Annotated in this window: 12 protein-coding genes; 2 read left to right on the plus strand and 10 right to left on the minus strand. The window is 70.0% G+C overall.

What is annotated here, in order from left to right; all coding sequences use genetic code 11:
- Positions 1-16: 16 nt before the first annotated feature.
- The 4 genes from ACVCL9_RS12135 to ACVCL9_RS12150 all read right to left on the minus strand — a co-directional run bounded on the left by ACVCL9_RS12135 (position 17) and on the right by ACVCL9_RS12150 (position 4,193).
- Positions 17-1,081: a glycosyltransferase family 2 protein gene (locus tag ACVCL9_RS12135; RefSeq protein ID WP_447097938.1), complete on the minus strand. Its 1,065-nt coding sequence runs from the start codon at positions 1,079-1,081 to the stop codon at positions 17-19.
- A 271-nt stretch (positions 1,082-1,352) separates the two neighbouring features.
- Positions 1,353-2,285 (minus strand): methyltransferase domain-containing protein, encoded by a 933-nt coding sequence (locus tag ACVCL9_RS12140; RefSeq protein WP_447097937.1) that lies wholly within the window; start codon positions 2,283-2,285, stop codon positions 1,353-1,355.
- 70 nt (positions 2,286-2,355) lie between these two features.
- Positions 2,356-3,522, minus strand: coding sequence for a hypothetical protein (locus tag ACVCL9_RS12145; protein WP_447097936.1), 1,167 nt, complete (start codon positions 3,520-3,522; stop codon positions 2,356-2,358).
- A complete protein-coding gene (locus ACVCL9_RS12150) occupies positions 3,519-4,193 on the minus strand; it encodes a polysaccharide deacetylase family protein (RefSeq protein ID WP_447097935.1) in 675 nt (224 codons plus the stop codon). Before ACVCL9_RS12150 ends, ACVCL9_RS12145 begins: the two co-directional genes overlap by 4 nt.
- Positions 4,194-4,440: 247 nt before the next feature.
- Between ACVCL9_RS12150 and ACVCL9_RS12155 the strand changes: the two genes are divergently transcribed.
- Together ACVCL9_RS12155 and ACVCL9_RS12160 are read left to right on the plus strand one after the other, a co-directional pair.
- Positions 4,441-5,604 (plus strand): glycosyltransferase, encoded by a 1,164-nt coding sequence (locus tag ACVCL9_RS12155; protein ID WP_447097934.1) that lies wholly within the window; start codon positions 4,441-4,443, stop codon positions 5,602-5,604.
- 25 nt (positions 5,605-5,629) lie between these two features.
- Positions 5,630-7,735 carry an NAD-dependent epimerase/dehydratase family protein gene (locus ACVCL9_RS12160; protein ID WP_447097933.1) on the plus strand — a complete coding sequence of 702 codons (2,106 nt, stop codon included), beginning with the start codon at positions 5,630-5,632 and terminating at the stop codon, positions 7,733-7,735.
- Between the two features lie 17 nt (positions 7,736-7,752).
- On the opposite strand, the gene ACVCL9_RS12165 is transcribed toward ACVCL9_RS12160, so the two are convergent.
- The 6 genes from ACVCL9_RS12165 to ACVCL9_RS12190 all read right to left on the minus strand — a co-directional run bounded on the left by ACVCL9_RS12165 (position 7,753) and on the right by ACVCL9_RS12190 (position 20,894).
- Positions 7,753-8,901: a glycosyltransferase gene (locus ACVCL9_RS12165; protein ID WP_447097932.1), complete on the minus strand. Its 1,149-nt coding sequence runs from the start codon at positions 8,899-8,901 to the stop codon at positions 7,753-7,755.
- The gene (locus tag ACVCL9_RS12170; protein WP_447097931.1) at positions 8,898-10,019 is read right to left on the minus strand and encodes a glycosyltransferase; all 1,122 of its coding nucleotides are present in this window, start codon (positions 10,017-10,019) and stop codon (positions 8,898-8,900) included. The genes ACVCL9_RS12165 and ACVCL9_RS12170 overlap by 4 nt, the downstream gene beginning before the upstream one ends.
- Positions 10,016-11,386, minus strand: a complete 1,371-nt coding sequence (locus ACVCL9_RS12175) for a phenylacetate--CoA ligase family protein (protein WP_447097930.1) — start codon at positions 11,384-11,386, stop codon at positions 10,016-10,018. The genes ACVCL9_RS12170 and ACVCL9_RS12175 overlap by 4 nt, the downstream gene beginning before the upstream one ends.
- Positions 11,383-12,933, minus strand: a complete 1,551-nt coding sequence (locus ACVCL9_RS12180) for an oligosaccharide flippase family protein (RefSeq protein ID WP_447097929.1) — start codon at positions 12,931-12,933, stop codon at positions 11,383-11,385. The genes ACVCL9_RS12175 and ACVCL9_RS12180 overlap by 4 nt, the downstream gene beginning before the upstream one ends.
- Positions 12,930-14,192 (minus strand): O-antigen ligase family protein, encoded by a 1,263-nt coding sequence (locus tag ACVCL9_RS12185; protein WP_447097928.1) that lies wholly within the window; start codon positions 14,190-14,192, stop codon positions 12,930-12,932. The genes ACVCL9_RS12180 and ACVCL9_RS12185 overlap by 4 nt, the downstream gene beginning before the upstream one ends.
- A gap of 216 nt (positions 14,193-14,408) precedes the next feature.
- Complete coding sequence (locus ACVCL9_RS12190; protein ID WP_447097927.1) at positions 14,409-20,894, minus strand: amino acid adenylation domain-containing protein; 6,486 nt, start codon at positions 20,892-20,894, stop codon at positions 14,409-14,411.
- Positions 20,895-20,899 lie beyond the last annotated feature (5 nt).

Here is a 20,899-nt window from a genome sequence, read left to right on the forward strand (position 1 = left end):
GCCACCGGGGGCAGGGTCATGGCGAGGCAACCGTGCGCTGGCGCAGATGCCGGCGATGCGCCCGGAGCCAGCCGCGCAGCACCGCCGGCAGGTAGCAGCACACGAACAGCTCCCAGGCACGCCGCTGCCACCAGCGATGGCGGATGCTCGCAAACAGGTGGGATCGCGCCGCCGCCATGTCATTCGCCTCGAACTGCAGCTCCCCGATCCACTCGTGGGCATCGGCCAGGGCGCCTTCGATCATCCGCCGGGGCAGGTGGATCTCGCTGCGCGCGGACTCGATGAAGGGAGTGATCGTGCGCAGGAAATTGGTGGCGGTATGGATGCGGTATTCGGAACGGGTCAGGCGGTCGGGCATGCCGCGCTGGTACTGGATGGTGGGCAGGTCGAGGAAACCTACCGGCCCGTGGCGGCAGGTACGCAGGTGGAAATCGAAGTCTTCGCCGGAATAGCGCAGGGTCTCGTCGAAGGCCACCACCTTTTCCAGCCGCTCGCGGCGGATCAGCACGGTGGAGGTGTGCACCAGGTTGCCCATGATCATCTGCGAAAAGATCATGCCCATGCGCAAGGATGCCGCGCCGACCACCGCCTCCATCGACGGCGCGACCGAACGCAGCGGCACGCTCTGCGGAAACAGCCGATCCTGGGGAAACAGTGCGTAGGTGCTGTACATGCTGCGGATGTACGCGTGGTTGAACACGCGCCCGTTCGGGTCGATCGCCTCCATGTCGGTCCAGACCATGCCGAGCTCGGGAAACTGCCGCAGGCAGCGCAGCTGCAGCTCGAGCTTCCACGGTTGCCAGACGTCGTCCGAGTCGAGCAACGCCAGGAACTCGCCGCGTGCAAGCCGGATGCCGTGGTTGCGCGCCGCTGCGACCCCCGCGTTCGCCTGCGCGATGTAGTGGACGCGACGCTCGGTGCCATAGCGCCGGCGCACGAGTTCGGGCGTCTCGTCGGTGGAGCCGTCATCGACGAGCAGGATCTCGAGTTCGGCATGCGTCTGCGCGAGCACGCTGTCCAGCGTGCGCGCCAGGCAATAGGCCCGGTTGAAAGTGGGGATGACTACGCTGACCAGTGCCATGGGTACCCGACCGCTCCTGCATCCAGTGACCACTTGAAGCTTCGACTCGCCGCCACCCCACGCTTGCCGCGCGGATCACGCAGCCGCGGCGCGCTGTCTGCCTGATCCGTCCGGCTGCCCGAGGCGTCGCAGCTTCCGCGGCCGCACTCCTGGCGCCGGAAGTAGCGTCATTGTATGCGTTTTCCGCATCGCCAGACATGGCGTTTCACGCTTTCCCCGGGCGGATCGGAAGGCCTGCCGGGCGCCCGGCAGGCGGCCTTCACGGACCCGCTCAGGCGGCGGGTTTGCGCGCGATGAAGTCGATCGAGGTGATGCACAGGCGTTCGGCCGGGATCGACGCGAACTGCGGGGCGATGTTCAGTTCCGCCAGCTCGCGCAGGCGCCTGGCGGGGGGCGAGCTCACCCGGGTCACGATGGCGAAACCGGCCGCCTCGGCCTGCTCGACAAAGACGTCGGCGCGCAGCCGGTTTTGGTACAGGAACGCATTGTTCCAGCGCTGCCACTGCGCATCGGTGTATTGCAGGTAATTGAGCTGGGTGATGCGGGAGTCGACATAGGCGTAGTGATCGCCGCAGTTGACCGAGTGGAACATGATCCCGCCGGGGCGCAGGATGCGCCTGGCCTCGCGGAAGATGCCGCCGATGGCTTCCGACGCCACATGCTCCAGCACGCTGTTGGAGAACACGCAGTCGATCCGGTCCGGCGGCAGCCCGGTGCGGGCAGCGTCCGCCGGCGCCCGATAGTCCACCACGCCCGCGGTGGCCACGGCCAGATCGGCTGACCTCTCCAGTGCGCCGGCCAGCTGCTGCTGGCGCTGCCGGACCTCGGCCACGGGGACGCCGGCCACCTCGGCGATCAGGGCGACATGCCGCTCCAGGCCCCGGGCGCAGGCGCGCACCAGATCCCGGCGCTGGTGCCGGTTGAGGTCGACGGTGACGACGCGCCGCGCGCCCGCCAGGAAACAGCACAACGGAAAAGTCGGATACCAGCCGCTGCCGATCTCGAACAGCCGCGCGCCCGCCACCGGCACGCCGACCTCGCGCAGCTGGTTGGCCATCAGCCGCCAGTCGTCGATCTTGATGTCGAACTCGCGATCGAAGTCGCGCAGCCCGCCGAACCGCCGCTGCAGCTGGTAGTGGACCGCGGCGCCGCCCGGCATCACGCCGAGCACCTTCTGCAGCATTCCCTTCGTGCGCCAGTCCATCTGTTTCCTCCTTCGAGGACGGAGATGATGCCGGGACCACGCCGCGGTGATCCGCGCGAGCGCGGCGCCGCTACGCCCCGGCAAGCCGATGCGGTGGCGGCGGCAGCAGGAAATCGCGGAACGCATGCGGGTCGCCGCGATGCCCGGCCTCGGCAGCCTTGATGATGTTGTAGGTCTCGCGCGCCGTCACGTAGTGCAGCACGTAGCGCTTGCCGTCGTTGTAGGCGCGCTCCAGGTGCTGGTGCATGCGCTGCGCGGCGTCGCCGAGCAGGGTGTCCATGTCGCGCTCCTGGGTGCCGTGCGTGTGGACCTTGACGAACACCCACTCCGGCCGCCCCTCGACGTGGATGCCGGTTTTCACCCACGCGTCGACCCGCTCGGGCGTGGGCGGGCAGCCGCGGCGCACGTCCGCGTTCTCGATCCGCGGCAGCACGCCGAACTTGCGCTCGCGCCAGTTCAGCCCCAGCGGCCCCTGCACGATCATCAGGTCGCCGCTGGGCGTCCCGCCCACGCGCACCGGCACGCCGCTGTCGTGCGACTTGGGCCGCAGCGGGTCGTCGGTGGCGTAGTAGATCGCGTTGCTGGTTTTCGTCTGCGTGTCGCTGGGCGCCGACGGCAGGGTGAAGTCGGCGTAGCAGCCGAGTTCGCGCAGCAGGATCAGCTCGTTGTTGATGCCGCACCAGCGGCCGTCGGCGCGCGAATTGTCCAGGCTCCAGTTGCCGTGGATGAAGCCGAAGCGCAGCTGGCCGGTGGCCGGATCGCGCGGCAACGCGCCGTGGCGCTCGTGCAGCAGGTTGTTGAAGCGCTCGATGGTCTGGCGGAAGTTGGCCTCGTTGTCGTTGTCGTGGTGCAGGTGGATCTCGATCTCGCCGTAGCCCTCCGCGCAGAGCGCGGCGATCTTGTCCAGGTGTTCTTCCAGGTATTCCTCTTCCGGATAGAAGAACGTGTGCTGCGGCATCCGCCCGTCGGCGTCGCGGTGCATCGCGGCGAGGGCGCGGTAGTCACGGCACCAGCGGTCGACGCGCGCGCGCTGGGTGGCCAGGTCGACCTTGCCCCAGGCCGGCTCGAAATGGTCGACGAAGCAGAACATCACGTGGATCGGCCCGTCGACCGCCGGCGGACGCCGGCGGCGCAGGTAGCCGCCCAGCCAGTACTGCATGTTGCGCGCGCGGATCGCCACGGTGACGGCGATCGCGCACAGCGCCAGCAAACCCGCGATCAGCCAGGCGACGATCATGCGTGCACTCCTTCAGCCGTTGCGCCCAGGTCGGCGCCGGTGGGCAGCGGGCGGAACTCGAAACCCTCGGAACGCCACTGCGGCAGCAGCGTCTCCAGCATGCGGGTGCAGCAGTCGCTGTCGTCGTGCATCAGCAGCACGTCGCCCGGCCGCGGCGGCTGCGCGCGCATCGCCGCCACCAGTTCTGCCGGCGGCCGGTGCTGGTAGTCGAGGCTGTCGTAGGACCAGTACAGCAGGCGTCGCCGCTCGCGCGCGAGGCGCAGCGTGAGCGCCAGCGAGAACGCGCCGCTGGGCGGGCGTACGCCGTGGTGGAGCACGCCATCGAACGCCTGCAGCACCCGGTCGGTGCGGTCGATCTCGTCCATCATCCCGGCCAGCGACAGCCGGTTGAAATCCGGATGGCTCCAGGAGTGGTTGCCCAGCCGGTGCCCCTCGTCCAGCATGCGCCGTACCAGCTGCGGGTGGCGCTCGGCCTTGCTGCCGATCAGGAAGAACGTGGCGCGCACCTGGTGCTGCCGCAGCAGGTCGAGCAGGGCCGGCGTGTATTGCGGGTCGGGGCCGTCATCGAAGCTGAGGTACAGCTCGCGGGCGCCGCCGGGAGGCATGGCGGTGAGTACCACCGCAGCGGGCAGGCAACGCAGCAACCGCATGCGCTTCAACCAGCCGATCATGGCGACCATCCGTCGCTGCCGCGCACGCTGTGCCGGCACCGGCAGAAATCCTTGCTTGCAGGCATAATCCACCCTTGTCGTCGATGGCGTGCGCAGGGGCTGCTGCCGCCATCCGAATCCGACGCACAGGATATCTTCATTCGGCACCAAGCCGGGCGATTTTCGCATGTCCGCCGTCCTTCGGGCGGCCGCGCGGGGATTACGGCGCCGGCCCACACACCCACGTTTGCGATCCGCGGAGAGACGCGTGCTGCAGGGATATGGCCTGATCTACTTCGGCAACGACTGGTACGCAGAAAACCGTACCAGCAGCCATCACGTGGCCGAACGCCTGGCCCATGCCGCACCGCTGCTGTACGTCGACTCGCCCGGCATGCGCGCGCCGCAGGCCAGCGGGCGCGACCTGCGCCGCGCCTGGCGCAAGCTGCGCGCGGCCCTGCGCGCGCCGGTGCCGGTGCGCCCCAACCTGTGGCATTGCACCGTGCCGCAATTGCCGTTTCGGCGGGTGCCGGGGGTCGACTGGCTGAACCGCGTGTTCGGCCGCTGGGCGGTGCGCCGCGCCATGCGCGTGCTGGGCGACGTCACGCCGATCTCCTGGTTCGCGGTGCCGCACCCGGGTTTCCTGGCGCAGCAACTGGGCGAGCGCCTGTGCGTGTACTACTGCATCGACGACTACGCGGCGCACCCGGGCGTGGACAGCGAGCTGATCGCCGCACGCGACCTCGATCTGGCCCGCCGTGCCGACCTCGTCTTCGTCGCCCCGCCGGCGCTGCTGGAGGCCAAGCACGCCATCAACCCAGCCACCCGCTTCTCGCCCCATGGCGTCGACACGGCCCTGTTCGGCCAGGCGCGCGACCCCGCCACGGCGGTGCCGGCCGCGGCGCGGGAGCTCGTCCACCCGGTGGTGGGCTATTTCGGCTCCCTTCACGAATGGATCGACCTGGAACTGATCGAATGGCTGGCGCGCGAGCGCCCGCAGTGGAGCTTCCTGCTGGTCGGCCACGCCGCCGTGGACGTGTCGCGCCTGCGCGCGCTGGACAACGTGCGGCTGGTCGGCGCGCAGCCGTACCGCGAGCTGCCGCGCTGGGCCAAGGCATTCGACGTGGCGATCATCCCGTACCGGCACAACCGCCAGGTCGCGAACGCCAATCCGCTGAAGGTGCGCGAGTACCTGGCCACCGGCAAGCCGGTGGTCAGCGTGAGCCAGCCGGAGATCGACAAGTTCGCGCGCTGGGTCGAGATCGCGGCGGACCGGGACGGCTTCCTGCACGGTCTGGATCGGGCGCTGCGGGACGACACGCCGGCGGCAGCCGACGCGCGCGTGGCCGCGGTGGCCGGACAAACGTGGGACAACCGCGTGGACGAGGTGTTGCGCGAAGTATCATCGGCGCTTGCACGCAAGCAGGCATGAATCAGTGGAAACAACAGGGGACAGGATGAACGCGGGAATCGAAGGGAAGCTGCGCATCGCCATCGTGGGTGCCGGCTACGTGGCTCGCCACCACATCGCCGCGCTGCGCCGGCTCGAGTTCGTCGAGATCGCGGGCATCTGCGACATCGACACCAAGGCCGCGCAGGCGCTGGCCACCAGCTTCGGGATCGAGTTCGTCACCGGCGACTTCACCCGGCTCGCCGAACGCCACCCGCATGCGGTGTACGTGCTCACGCCGCCGTCCAGCCACGCGCCGCTGACCCTGCAGGCGCTGGACATGGGCTGCCACGTGTTCGTGGAGAAGCCGATGGCCGACTCCGTCGCCGAGTGCGATGCGATGATCGCCAAGGCGCGCGACAAGGGCCTGTTGCTGTCGGTCGACCATTCCGACCATTTCGATCCGGTGGTGATGCAGGCGCAGGCCTGGGTCAAGGCCGGGCGCATCGGCGAGGTGCTGAGCTTCGACGTGCTGCGCAGCTCGGACTATCCGCCGTACGCGGGCGGCCCGCTGCCGGGCATGGTCAAGCAGGGCTCGTATCCGTTCCGCGACCTCGGCGTGCACGGCCTGTACGTGCTCGAATCCTTCCTCGGCCCGATCGGCGAGCTGGACGTGCGCTATCGCTCCAGCGGCCGCAGCACCAACCTGAAGTTCGACGAATGGGATGCCCGCGCACAATGCGCGGACGGCGTCGGCCGGCTGCTGCTGTCGTGGAACATCCGCCCGATGCAGAACCGCATCATCGTGCAGGGCACGCGCGGCATCATCGAGGCCGACCGTTTCCTGCAGATCTGCCGGATCAAGCGCGTGCTGCCCGGCCCGAAGTTCATCGGCATCGTGCTCACCGCCTTCACCAACGCCCTGCGCGACGTGGTGCGCGTGCCGTGGAACGTGCTGCGCTTCGCCACCGGCCGGCTGCGCCCCTCGCCCGGCATCCAGCACGGCGCGCAGGCATTTGCGCAGGCGCTGCATGAGGGCACCACGCCGCCGATCAGCGCGGAGGAAGGCCGCCGCCATGTCGCGCTGATGGAAACGGTGTGCGCGCAGGCGGATCGCGAACGGCGCGACGAACTGGCCGCACGCATCGTGCCGCTGGCGCCGGTCGACGCGCTGGTGACGGGCGCCGCCGGTTTCCTCGGCCGCGCGCTGGTCGCCGCGCTGCGTGCACGCGGGCAATCGGTGCGCGTGCTGGTGCGCCGGGCCGACCCGGCCGCCGAGAGCGCCGGCATCCAGGTGGTGGTGGGCGATCTCGGCGATCCGGCGATCGTCGACCATGCCGTGCAGGGCGCGCGCGTGGTCTACCACGTCGGCGCGGCGATGCGCGGCGGCCCCGGCGACTTCGAGGCGGGCACCGTGTGGGGCACCCGCAATGTGGTCGACGCCTGCGCCAGGCATGCGGCGGAGCGGCTGGTCTACGTCAGCTCGCTCAGCGTGCTCGACCACGCCGGCCGCGATCCGGCGGTGGCCGTCACCGAAAACTCGGCGTTCGAGCCCTGGCCCGACCGCCGCGGCGCCTATACCCAGACCAAGCTCACCGCCGAAGGAATCGTCAGCGACGCGATCCGCGAGCGCGCGCTGCCGGCGGTGATCGTGCGCCCGGGCCAGATCGTGGGGCCGGGGGCCGAGCGCGTGACCCCGAACGGCACGCTGGCGCTGGCCGGGCGCTGGATCGCGGTCGGCCCGGCGCAGCAGACTCTGCCGCTGGTCTACGTCGACGATGTCGTCGACGCGTTGCTGCTGGCCGCGCACGCACCCGCCGCGACGGGCCGGATCTTCAACGTGGTCGACCCGCAGATCGTCACCCAGGGCGATTACCTGGCCAGGGTGAAGGGCAAGCTGGGCGACGAGCTGAAGCTGCTGCGCGTGCCCACCGGCGTGTTCATGGCGCTGGCTGCCGGTGTGGAACTGCTCGGCAAGCTGCTTCACCGCAGCGTGCCGCTGACCCGCTACCGGGTCCGCTCGCTGCGCCCGCTGGCCAACTTCGACATCAGTGCGGCACGCAGCGGACTGGGCTGGGAACCGCGCATCGGCTTGCAGAAGGGTTTCGAGCGGATGTTCGCGACGAACGCGCAAACAGACAACGCGCCAGCGACAAAAGCCGACGACGCCTGACCGGCCCGCCCCGCGGGTCACGGGTGACCGGCAACGACCTCGCACAACACCCGCTCCAGCCGGTCGATGTTGTCGTCCCAGCGAAAACCCCGCGCGTGTTCGACGATGCGCTCGCCCTGCCATGCCCGGCCGGTGGCTTCCAGCAAGGCGGCGGACAACGCTGCCGGATCACGCACCGGCACCAGCATGCCGGCAAACTCCGGCAGCACTTCGGGGATGCCGCCGACCCGGCTGGCCACCACCGGGATGCCGCAGGACATCGCCTCCAGCACCACATTCGGCACCCCTTCGTTGTGGCTGGGCAGGCACAGCAGGTCAGCGGCGCGGAACCAGTCGCCCAGTTGCGCATGCGGCACGGCACCGACCAGGCTGACGCGTTCGGCGCAGCCCAGGGCGGCGGCCCGCGCGAGCAGTTCGTCGCGGCAGGCGCCGGCGCCGGCGTAGACCAGGGCCGCCTGCGGCCGCTGCGCCAGCACGGCGGGAAACGCCTCCAGCAAGTCCAGACAACCCTTCGTCGATTTCAGATTGCCGACGTAGAGCAGCAACGGCTGCTCGGCGCCCAGGCCCAGACGTTGTCGCGCCGCCTCGCGCGAACCGGGCGAGAACCGCTGCGCATCGACGCCGTTGTAGATCGTGTGCACCCGCGTCGGGTCCGCGCCCAGCGCCACCGCCTTGTCGGCCAGTGCCTGGCTCACCGCCACCACTGCGCCCGCACGGCGCAACGCCGCGCCGATCTGCGGCCGGCGCAACGCACCCTCGGCCATCACGTTCAGGTCGCTGCCGTGCACCTTGACCACGTAGGGAACGCCCAGCCGGCGCGCCAGCCAGCCCGAGGCCACCGCATCGGGATAGGCCCAGCTGGCCAGGATCGCGTCGTACTTCTCCGCGCGCAGGCGCCGGCCGTGCTGCAGCCAAAGCGAAGCGAACCAGCACCCGGCATGCAGCGAGCGCAGTCCCGGCGGAAACACGAAAGTGAAGTGGTCACGACGCAGGCCGGGCACGTCGACCGTGCCGCGCACGCCGCCCAGCCGCTCGCGAAAATCCACCGCGGTCAGCACGTGCACCTCGTGGCGCTGGCCCAGGCGCTCGAACTGCTGCCGGTTGAACGCGCCGCGCAGCGGGTCCCACGGCGTGGGAAACAGGTTGGTGGTGATCAGCAGTTTCATGCGCCGGCCGGCTCCCGCTCGCCGCGATAGAGCGATTCGTAGCGCGCGGCCATGCGCTCCAGCGAGCCTTCCGCCTCGACCCATGCGCGCCCGTGCGCGCCGAGTTCCTGCGCGGTCGCGGGCGCCTCCAGCAGCGCGATCATCGCCGCGGCCAGCGCCTCCGCGTCGGCGGCCGGCACCAGCTTGCCATTCACGCCCTCGCGCACAATCTCGCCGTTGCCGCCCACCGCGGTGGCGACGATGGGCAGGGCGCTGGCGCAGGCTTCCAGCAAGGCCATCGAATAACCCTCGCTGAGCGAGGACAGCGCGAACAGGTCGAGCCCGGGGAGCAGTTCGCGCACGTCGCTGCGATCGCCGAGAAAGCGCACGCTCCCGCCCGGCATCGTCGCAGCGGCAAGCTGCTCCAGCTCGGCGCGCAGTTCGCCGTCGCCGATCAGCAGCAGCACGACATCGGCCACGCGCTGGCGCACCACGGCGAAGGCGCGGATCAGGTTGGCCTGATCCTTGGTCCAGTTGAGCCGGCCCACGCTGCCGATCAGCCGCGCCTGCGGCGGCAGCGCCAGTCTCTCGCGCAGGCGCGCACGATGGTCGGGAGAGGCGGACAGAAACTGATCCACGCGGATGCCGTTCGGCACCACGCAGGCCTTGCCCGGCGGCACGATGCCGCGGCGCACGGCGTCGTCGCGCGCGGCCGCGCACACCAGCGCCACCGCATCGGTGCGCGCCAGCGCGCGTCGATACAGGCCCTCGCGCCGGCGCGAGTTGCGGTTGGCGCCCATGCCGTGGCGCGTGTTGACGACACGGCCGATGCCCAGCCCGGTGCTGGCCCAGACCGCGTGGTAGTGCGCCACCGCGTTGTGGGTGTGCAGCACTTCGGTGGCGGGTGTCGCCAGGGCGCGGCGCAGGCGCAGCAGGGCGCGCAGATCCGGCCCGCGGCGCTTGCCGCAGGCGTGCACGGGAATGCCCTGGGCGTCCAGCTCGTGCGCCAGCGCGCCGGCTTCGAACAGGCAGACCACGCGGCAGCGGTGACCCTGCCGCTGCTGCATGGTCACCAAGTCGATGACCATGCGTTCCAGGCCGCCGCGGTTGAGGTTCTCGACGACGTGGACGATGTTCATGCCGCGGGCGTGGCCGGCAGTTCGGAGATGCACACGCGCCACTTGCCGCTGGGCGTGAGCGGGATGTCGTCGACGAAATGGACGTTCAATTGCAGGCTGTCGCCGACCACCTTGGCCAGCTCGCGGCGGATGTAGGCGAGCGAGGCTTCGTCGAAGCCGGGACCACGCACCAGCGACAGTTCGAGCTGGTCGAGCCGGCGCTGCACCACCTGGAAGCGCACCAGCCCCGGCACGTCCTTGAGCATGTGCGGGAAGAACTCGCCGGGCAGCAGGTGGCCGGCCGGGGTGCGGATCGCGTCGAGCAGGCGGCCATCCACGCGCTGCAGCAGCGGCAAGCCGCGACCGCAACTGCAGACGTGGTCGCTCGCGGTGGCGACGTCTCCGTTGAGGTAGCGCACGAACGGCATGCCGTAGTTGAACAGGTCGGTGATCACCACCTCGCCCGGCTCGGTGGCAGGCGCACCGGGGTGCCGCTGCAACTCCACCACCAGGTGATCGGCGTTGACGTGCAGGCCTTCGCGACGCTCGCATTCGGAGGCTATCAGCATGAACTCGCGGCAGCCGTAGGTGTTGTACGCCGGGCAGCCGAATGCACGCTCGATGATCTCGCGCTGGAACTCGTGCAGCGACTCCGCGGCGCCGATGATGCTCCGCGGCGCGGCCACGCGGCGACCGGTGTCGAGCAGCCATTGCGCCAGCCGCACCAGCGGGCCGACGTAGCCGACGATGACCTGCGGGCGGTAGTCGTCGATCGCGTCGGCGTAGCCGGCCATGTTGGCCTCGGTCATGCCGAAGCTGTTGAGCACGCGCCGGGCGAACGCCGCGTTGTACACGCGGTCCTTGAACTGCTGAAGCCGGTGCGGCGTGCCCACGGCCCCGCCCCACACGAACAAGGTGCGCCGGCCCATGCGCGAGCCGGCCCAGTCGTAGCCGCGCCACATCACTGCGGTGCGCCGCTCGTAGCTCTCGCGGGTGTAGCCGAAACGCAGCGGGTCACCAGTGGAGCCGCCGGTGGCCTTGGTCAGCACGCGGTCGTGCCAGCCCTCGGCCTGCAACGCATCGAAGTGCTGGCGGATGTCGGCCTTGGTCAGCACCGGCAGCTGCGCGTAGTCATCCAGGTTGCGGATGTCGGCGACGGCGACGCCGGCCTCGCGCCAGCGCTGCCGGTAATACGGAACCTTCTGCTCGCAGTGCTCCAGCAACCGCTTCAGGCGTTGCCACTGCAGCGCGGCGATCTGCTCCGGCGCCAGCCACTGGTCGCGCTGGTAGTCGGCCAGGTAGGCCAGCGTGTGCCGCCGCCGCAGGCCGCTCTCCCACAGCGGGTAGAGCACGCGGGAAAACGCCTTCTCGTACCACGATGTCTTCATGGATCCCCCCAGGCGCGCGCACCGGCCCACGCCAGCAGACGGCCGAGCGGACGCGGTCGACCGGCGGCGTAGCGCTGGTGCAGGCTCTGCAATTGGGCAATGTCGGCGCGACTCCAGCACTGCAACAACAGGGTCAGCAGCGCGTAGGACGCGGTCAGCACGAACGCGCCCAGCAGCAGGGTCGGGATCGGCCCCAGCTGCGCCGCGTGGACCAGCGAGGCGAGCCCGGCGGCCAGCGCCGCGGCCAGCACGATGCGCAGCAGCCGCAGCCACTCCAGCTGCACGCCGCTGATGCGGATGCCGATGGTCAGGTAAGAGGCGGCGATGACGAACAACAGGATCACGATGGCCGCCACCGAACCGTACAGACCGAACCGCGCGATCAGCACGTAATCAAGCAGCATCTTCAGCACGCCAAGAATTATGGTGAGGATCAGCACCACGTTCTGCCGATCCGCACTGACCAGCAGGCTGGTGGCGCCCTGGGTCACCGTGCCCATGGCGCAGGCGAACAGGCACCAGCCGAACACCGGCGCCGCGGCGGCATAGGTCGCGCCATACAGCAGGCCGATCACCGCGCCGGCGAAGGTGCCGCCGAAGGCCACCACCGGCGCCGCCAGCAGGGCGAGATAGCTGGTCACGGCGACGAAGCGCCGGCCGCCGGCCTCGCGCCCCTGGCTCTGCGCCTTGGCCATCATCGGCAGCAGTACCGCCCCGAACACGCCCGGCACCAGCAGCATGATCCCGGTCGCCAGCTGGTAGGCGACCTTGAAATAGCCCGCCGAAGCGGCGCTGTCGAACAGGTTGAGGAACAGGATCTCCACGTCGCTGGCGATCAGGAAGCCCAGGATGATGGTGACCGAGACGATGCGCAGGTGCCGGCGCACCCGCTGCTGCAACACCTCGGGCACCGCCCCCGCGCCGGCATGCCGCGCCAGCAGGCGCCGCGCCTGGTGGCGCGAGGTGAGCAGGAACACCGCGCCGGAGATCAGGTAGACCACCAGGAACCAGAAGATCGACGCCCCCATCAGCATCGCCGCCGCCACCATCAGCAGGTTCAGCGGCGCGGAGATCAGGCTGACCTTGGCGGTGGCGTCGAACGCCTCGAAACCCTTGGCGACGGCGATGTTGAACATGTACGGCGCGCGCAACGCCACGGCGGCGGCAAGCATGACGAACTCGGTCACGCGCAGGTCGGCGGCGAAACGTGCGCCGAACAGCAGGTACAGCGCCAGCGCCAGCGCCATCACCGCGAGCAGGTGCCACATCTGCATGCGGCGCAGGTAACGCACCACCGGCACGATCAGCTCGTGCTGGTCGGCGCCGCGCAGCTCGGCGACGAACTTGATCACGCCGGTGGTGATGCCCGAGTTGGTCGCCACCACGCCGATCGCGGCAAACCAGATGAACAGGCCGTAGATGCCGTAATGCTGCGGTCCCAGCTGGCGCGCGATCAGGATCGCCGCCAGCATCCCCAGCGAGTACTCGACGTAGATGCCGATCGAGGAAAACAGGGTGTTGCGCAAGGCGCCGCTGCGAATGCTCATGAGCCGATCAGCAAGATGGTGGTGATGACGTACAACGCCACGATGGTGGCCACCGACACGGCCAGCCAGCGCATCCAGTGATCGGTCAGGCGCAGCAGCGGCACGCCCGGCCAGCGCTGGCGCGCGCCCATGTAATGGCCCACCACCAGCGCGACCAGCAGGTACATCACCACGGTGTAGCTGCGGCTGAGGAAGAACGCCGCGGAGAACAGCCCGTACAGCGACAACAGCAGGGTGAACGCGATCGCCCGCTCGCCCTGCCACGTGCCGGCCTGCGCCGACTCGACGGCCGTTTCGGGCTGGTGGCGCATCACGGTCATCATCATCCAGAAGCCGTAGGTGGTGAATGCCAGCCACAGGGTGTAGCCCAGAAACCCGGTTTCGGCCAGCACCAGTACCCAGGAGTTGTGCGCGGTGAGCTGATTGTAGTCGGTGAAGTTGCCGGGGCCGACGCCGAGCAGCGGGTTGGAGAAGAACATGTGCATGCCCTCGTACCAGGCATCCACCCGACCAAACGCCGATGACTCGTCCGGGTCCAGCTCCTGCATGCGCGAGGACAGCAGGCGCATCACCAGCAAACCCAGCACGCCGAGCACGCCGGCGGTGAACATGCCGCGGCGTCGCCACACGAAGATGCCGCCGACCACCAGCACCGCCAGCATGGCGCCGCGCGAATTGGTCAGGTAGATGCCGTACAGCAGCAGGCCCGCGGCGGCCAGCCACCAGATCCGGCGCAGGAACCCGCCCCCGCTGCTGAGGAAGAACGCCATCGGCAGCGTGGCGGCAAACAGCAGGCCCACGTCGTTGGGGTCGTTGAAGATGCCCACGTAGCGCACGCGCCCGTCCTCACCCAGCGGTACGCCGGTCCAGCCCATGCCGGTGTTCGCCTGCACGATGCTGTGCTGGGCCAGCACGCAGGCGCACAGCACGAACACCGCCATCGCGATGGTCACCCGGCGCTGCGTGGTGCAGGCGGAGGCGAAGACGAAGAAGGCGATCACGATGGGGCCGAAACTCTCCAGCAGCGCAAGCGCGCCGCCGAACCAGTGGTTGGCGACCATCGACACCATGCCTACCAGCAGGAACACCGGCAACAGCAGGAACTGCGGCGCGTCGAAATTCTTGCCGGCACGGATCATCCACGCCGCGAAAGCCAGCAGCAGCACCACCGGCAACAGCGGAATGCCCTCCAGCGCGGGCAAGAAATCCTGTGGCCGGACGATGGTGAGCGCGAGGTAGAGAAGGCTTAATGTGAACATGCGGCGTGATCAGGATCGAGCGCGTGACTCGGGGTGAAGAAACGACTGAGCCAGGCCATCACGATCGGTGCCGCGCCCCATGGACGGATGCACGCGTGCATTCGCTCGCCAACCCGCCCCGCACCGTCGGCGGGGCTGACACGATGGTAGCAGTCGCCGCGGGCGACAGGCTGGCACGGTGCACGTTCCGCGCACGCCCCTCGTCGAGCCCGCACCTCAGCCCCCTCCGAGGCGCTTGCGCAGACGCGACCACAGGGAACCTTCCGCCGGTCGCGGCGAACCCGCGCCGGCTTCGGGCAGCTCGGCGGCCAGCGATGCCAGCGTGCCGGTGACCACGTTCAGCAGGCGCAGGCTCACGCCGGTCTCCTTGCGCACCCGGCTGGCGAACTCCACCGCCAGCATCGAGTGCCCGCCGAGGTCGAGGAAGTTGTCGTTGCGGCGAATCTCCTCGACGCCGATCAGCTCGCGCCAGAGGCCGGCGAGATACAGTTCGCGCGCATCGCTCATCGCGTCGGTCGCGGGCTCGGCCTGCCGGCCGGGACGCTGCTGCGCCACGACCGCCGCGGCGACGGGCTCGGGCAGTTGCTTGCGATCGATCTTGCCGTTGGGCGTCTTCGGCAGCTGCGCCAGGGTCTCGATGTGCTGCGGCAGCATGTAGCCGGGCAGGCGCTGGCGCAGGTGCTCGCGCAGCTCGCGGGCACCCGCCTCGACGTCGCCGTCCATCACCACGTACAGCACCATGCGCAGGTCGTTGTCGCCGAAGCGGCGCACCCCCGCCACGGATTCGTGCACCGCCGGGTGGCTGTCGGCGGCGGCCTCGATGTCGCCCAGCTCGATGCGGAAACCGCGAAGCTTGACCTGGTGGTCGACGCGCCCGTGGAAATGCAGCACGCCATGGCGCCAGGCACCCAGGTCGCCGCTGCGATACATGCGCGCGGTGCCGCCGACGAAGGGATCGTCGACGAAGCGCTCGGCGGTCAGCTCGGGCTGGAACAGGTAGCCGGCGGCCACGCCATCGCCGCCGATCCAGATCTCGCCGATGACGCCCGGCGGCAATGGCCTACCCTGCGCGTCCAGCACGTAGATCCGCGTGTTGGCGATCGGCTTGCCCAGCGGGGCCGTATCGAGATCCGGGCGGATTCGCGCCACGCTGGACCAGATCGTGGTCTCGGTGGGGCCGTACAGATTCCAGAGCTCGCGGCAGCGCCTCGCCATGTTGCGCGCCAGTGCCGACGGCAGCGCTTCGCCGCCGACGAACAGGCGCAGCTGATCCAGCGCGCGATCCCGCCCGGCATCCTGCAACAGGCGCAGCACCGAGGGGGTCACCTGCAGCACGTTGCAGCCGCTGCGCTCGATCAGGTCCCACATCCGGTTCGGATCGTGCTGCTCCTCGTCGGTGGCGATCACCACGCGCCCGCCCACGGTCAGCGGCAGGTACAGCTCCAGCCCGGCAATGTCGAACGACAGCGTGGTGGCCGCGCACACGGTGTCGTCCCGGGTGAAACCCGGCTCGCGCGCCATCGCCAGCAGGAAGTTGACCAGGTTGCGGTGAAGCACGGCGACACCCTTGGGCTTGCCGGTGGAGCCGGAGGTGTACAGCACGTAGGCGGTGTCGTCGCCGTGCACCGGCGGCAAGTTGCCCTCGCCCGCCGGCTGCGCGGCCAGTGCGTCGACGTCGAGCAGTTCGCGACCTTCGGCGACCGCCGCCGGCAGCAGTGCCGCGTCGGTGACCAGCACATGGCGCAGCTGCGCATGCTCGGCCATGTAGTGCAGGCGATCCGGCGGGAAGGTGGGGTCCAGCGGCACGTAGGCGGCGCCACTGCGCAACACGCCGAGCACCGCCACCAGCATCGACAGGCTGCGCGGCACGCAGATGCCCACGCGGTCGCCGCGACCGAGGCCGTGACGACCCAGCGCCAGCGCGAGGTTGCGGCTGGCCTGGTCGAGCCACGCATAGTCGACGCGCTCGCCACCGCACTCGGCAGCGATGCGTTGCGGCGCGGCGCGCATCTGCGCCTCGATCAGCGCGGGCAGGCCCAGCGTGCGGTCGTAGTCCACCGCGGTCGCATTCCACTCCACGAGCACTTGCGTTCGTTCCGCCGCGTCCATCAGCTCGATGTCGCCCAGCGCGCGCTGCGGCGAGGCCACCGCCTGCGCCAGGATCTGCCGCAGGTAATCGATCCAGCGCGCCACGCTGGCGGCGTCGAAGATGTCGGTGTTGTAGGTGAGGCCGCCGGAAAGTCCCTGCGCGTGCTCGATGAACCACAGCCCGACGTCGTCAGCCGCGCCGTGCTGGAACACCGGGATGTTCTGGTGTTCCAGCTCGCCCCAGCGGCCCGGGCGCAGGCGCACGTCCTGGAACGAGAACATCGCCTGGCTCAGCGGCGGGCGGCTGTCGTCGCGGCGCAGGTCGAGGTCGATCACCAGTTGCTCGAACGGCACGTCGGCGCAGGCAAACGCATCGAGCACCACGCCACGCACCGCCTGCAGCGCGTCCAGGAACGAGGCGCCGTCTTCCAGCTGCACGCGCAGCGGCAGCGCGTTGACGAAGAAGCCCATCACCCGTTCCAGCTCGGGCGTGTCGCGACCGCGCACGGGCGTGTTCACGATCACCTCGCCCTGCCCGCTGAGCCGATGCAGCAGCACGCACCAGGCGGTCAGCAACACCATGAACAGCGTGCCCTGGCCCTGCTGGCCGAGCTGGCGCATGCCCGCCGCCTGGTCCGCCGGCAGATGGATCCACTCGGTGGCACCGGCGCCGCTCATGCGCGGCGGACGCGGGCGATCGACCGGCAACGCCAGCGGCTCCAGCGTGCCGGCCAGGCGCTTGCGCCAATGCGCCAGCTGGCGCTTCAGCTCGTCGCCACGCATCCATTGCGCATGCCACGCGGCGAAATCGGCGTACTCGACCGCCAGCGGCGGCAATGCAGGTTCCCGGCCGGCGGCACGCGCGGCGTACAGCGCCGACATCTCCTCGTACAGCAGGTCGAACGACCAGCCATCCCAGATCACGTGATGCGGCATGAAGAAGAACACGTGTTCGTCCGCAGCGAGCCGGAACAGCCTCACCCGGAACAGCGGCGGCGTGCCCAGGTCGAACGGCTCGGCGATCAGCTCCTCCAGCCGCCGGGCCAGTACGGCCTCGCGCCCGGCCGCGTCCACGCCGGAAAGATCCTCCAGCGGCAACGCGATCTCGAGCTCGGCATGGATGCGCTGGACCGCGGTCTTGTCGTCCAGCTCGATCGCCGTGCGCAAGGTCGGCTGGCGCCGCACCATGTCGCGCAGCGCCTGTTCGAAGGCCGCCACGTTCATCGGCCCGCGCAGGCGATGCGCGGACGGCGCGTGGTAGACCACCTGGCCGGGATTGAGCTGCTCCAGGTACCAGACGCGTTGCTGCATCAGCGAGAGCGGCGCGGTGTCGCGATCGGCGAGCCGCGGGATCGACGGCGGCGCCGGGCGGGCCTGGGCCGGATCGGCGCCCAGCGCGCGGATCGCCGCCGCCATCGCGGCCACGCTGGGGGCGTCGAACGCGGCGCGCAACGACAGGGTCAACCCCAGTTCGCGATTGAGCCGGGCGATCCAGCGCGAGGCCAGCAGCGAATGGCCGCCCAGGTCGAAGAAGTTGTCGTCCACGCCCGGCGCGTCCACGCCGAGCGTCGCGGCCATCGCTGCGGCCACGCGCTGTTCGAGTTCATCGCGTGGCGCCTGCTGTTCGCGTGCTCCGCTGCCCGCCGCCATGTCGGGTGCCGGCAATCGCGTGCGATCGACCTTGCCGTTGGGCGACAGCGGGATTGCCGGCAGCATCACGTAGTGCGCCGGCACCATGTACTCGGGCAGGCTCGCGCGCAGGTGCGCGGACAGCGCCGCCGGATCGGCGCTGGCGCCAGCCGCGCCGGCGATGTACGCAACCAGGCGCATGTCGCCGGGGCGATCCTCGCGCGCCAGCACCACCGCCTGCGCCACCGCCGGGTGCGTGGCGAGGCGGTGTTCGATCTCGCCCAGCTCGATGCGGAAACCGCGCAGCTTCACCTGGAAATCGTTGCGGCCGAGGTATTCGATGTTGCCGTCCGCACGCCAGCGACCGAGGTCGCCGGTCTTGTACATGCGTGCGTCGGCGTCGTGGGCGAACGGATCGGGCAGGAAGCGCTCGGTGGTCAGCGTCTCGCGGTTGAGGTAGCCGCGACCGACCTGCACGCCGCCGATGAAGATCTCGCCGGCCACGCCCACCGGCACCGGCTGGCCATAGCCATCGAGGATGTAGATGCGCGTGTTGGCCACCGGGCGGCCGATCGGAATGTTCGATGCGTCGTCGCCGGCCACGCACGCCCACGCGGTGACATCCACCGCCGCCTCGGTCGGGCCGTACAGGTTGTGCAGGCCCACGCCGGGCAACTGGCGGAAAAACGCCGCGGCCAGTACCGCCGGCAGCGCCTCGCCGCTGCAGATCACCTGCTTGAGGCTGGCGCACGCCGCGGTATCGCCGTGGTCGAGGAAGGCGTGCAACATCGAAGGCACGAAATGGATCGTGCTGACCTGCTCGCGCCGGATGGTGTCGGCCAGGTAGGCCGGATCGCGATGGCCGCCGGCACGCGCCATCACCAGCCGCGCGCCGCTCATCAGCGGCAGGAAGAACTCCCACACCGAGACGTCGAAACTGCACGGCGTCTTCTGCAGCACCACGTCGCGTGCATCGACGGCGAACATCTCCTGCATCCAGCGCAGCCGGTTGACCACGCCGCGATGCTCGTTCATCGCACCCTTCGGCAGGCCGGTGGAGCCGGAGGTGTAGATCACGTAGGCGAGGTGGCGGTCGTGCAGGCCGTTTGCCGCCGCGAGCGGGTTGGATGCCTCGCACTCGGCCCATGCCGGCGCGGCCTGGTCCAGCGCCAACGGCGGCACGGCCGGCGCCAGCGGCGCCAACCGCGGCACCAGCGCCTGCTGGGTCAGCAGCATTGCCGGCGCGCAGTCCTGCAGCATCCAGGCCAGGCGCTCGGGTGGATATTCCGGGTCGAGCGGCACGTACGCCGCGCCGGCCTTCAATATGGCCAGCAGGCCGACCACCAGCTCCAGCGAGCGCTCGGCGCAGATCGCCACGCGCTGGTCGGGGCGCACGCCGGACGCGCGCAGGTGATGGGCGAGCCGATTGGCCCGCTCGTTCAACCCGGCGTAGCTCAGCGTTGCGCCTTCATGGCTGACGGCAATCGCCTGCGGCGTGCGCGCCACCTGCGCCTCGACCAGTTCATGGATGCACTGCCCGGCCGGATAGTCGACGTGGGTGGCATTGAACTTCTCCAGCACCTTGCGCTGCTCGATGTCGGCCAGCAGCGGCAGCCGACCGAACGCCGTGTAGTCGTCGGCGGCCATCGCCTGCAGCAGGGTCTGGTAGTGCCCCAGCCACTGGCGGATCGTGGCGCCGTCGAACAACTCGCGGTTGTACTGGCATTCCAGGCGCAGCTCGCCATGGCTTTGCACCGCGTTGATCGCCAGCTCGAAGTTCTCGTAGCGGCGCGGATTGCTGGCGAATTCCAGCTGCAGGCCGGGGAACGCCGAGTCCTCGTGGTCCAGCGCCTGGTCGATGTTGAACATCACGCTGACCAGCGGCAGGCGCGAAGGGTCGCGGCCGATGCGCAGCTTGCGCAGCAGGCTGCCGAAGGTGAGGCGCTGGTGTTCCAGCGCGTCGAGCAAGGTGGTTTGCGCCTGCTCGATGGCCAGCGCGGCGGGCCGGTCCAGGTCCGGCTCGAACAGCAGCGGCAAGGTGTTGACGCAGTGGCCGACCAGGGCGTCGTGGCCGTCGATCGCCTGCCCGGCGGTGGGGATGCCGATCACCACCCGCGACTGGTGTGCCAGCCGGATCAGCAAGGCGGCGAAACTGCCCAGCAAGGTGGCGAACAGGCTGGCGCCCTGGCGCGCGCCGAGGCGGCGGATCGCCGCGACCAGTTCCGCATCCAGCGTCCAGTCCTCGCGAGCGGAGCCGAAGCTGCGGCGGGCCGGGCGCGGGCGATCGGTGGGCAGGTCGAGCACCGGGATCTCGCCGGCGAAGCGCGCCAGCCAGTACTGCTCGTCCTGCGCGTATGCGGCATCCGGCTGGCAGGCCTGGGCAAGCGCGTAGTCGGCGAACGCTTCGGCCGGCGGCAGCGCCTCCACCGCGTGGCCGAGCCGCTGCGCGTACAGCGCGCCCAGCTCGCGCACCAGCACCCACCACGACCAGCCGTCGCAGACGATGTGATGGGCGGTGAGGATGAGCACGTGCTCGTCGTGCGCCAGGCGGAGCAACTCGCCGCGCAGCAGGTGGTCGCGGCCCAGCGCGAACGGGGTTTCCACCACCGCGGCGCGATGCTCGGCCACGGCCTGCTCGCGCCGCGCCGGATCGGCGGCCGACAGGTCGAGCAACGGCAGCTCGAAGCTCACCTGCTCGCGTATGCACAGGGCTTCGCCATCCGGGCCGAAGCTGGCGCGCAGCGCATCGTGCCGATCCAGCAGCGACTGCAACGCCGCGTGCAGCGCGGCCGCATCGAGCACGCCGCGCAAGTGCAGCGAGACCGATTCGTTGTAGGCCAGCGAAGCCTCGGCGCCGAGCTGGTCGGCCAGCCAGATTTCGCGCTGCGGCTCGGTGCTGGGCACCACGCGCGACAGCGTGCCGTCGGCGAAGGGGTCGTAGTCGACGGCGAGCGCCGCGTCCCTGGCTGGGGTTCCGATGCTCATCGCGA

The sequence above is a fragment of the Rhodanobacter sp. UC4438_H5 genome (genome assembly GCF_052978405.1).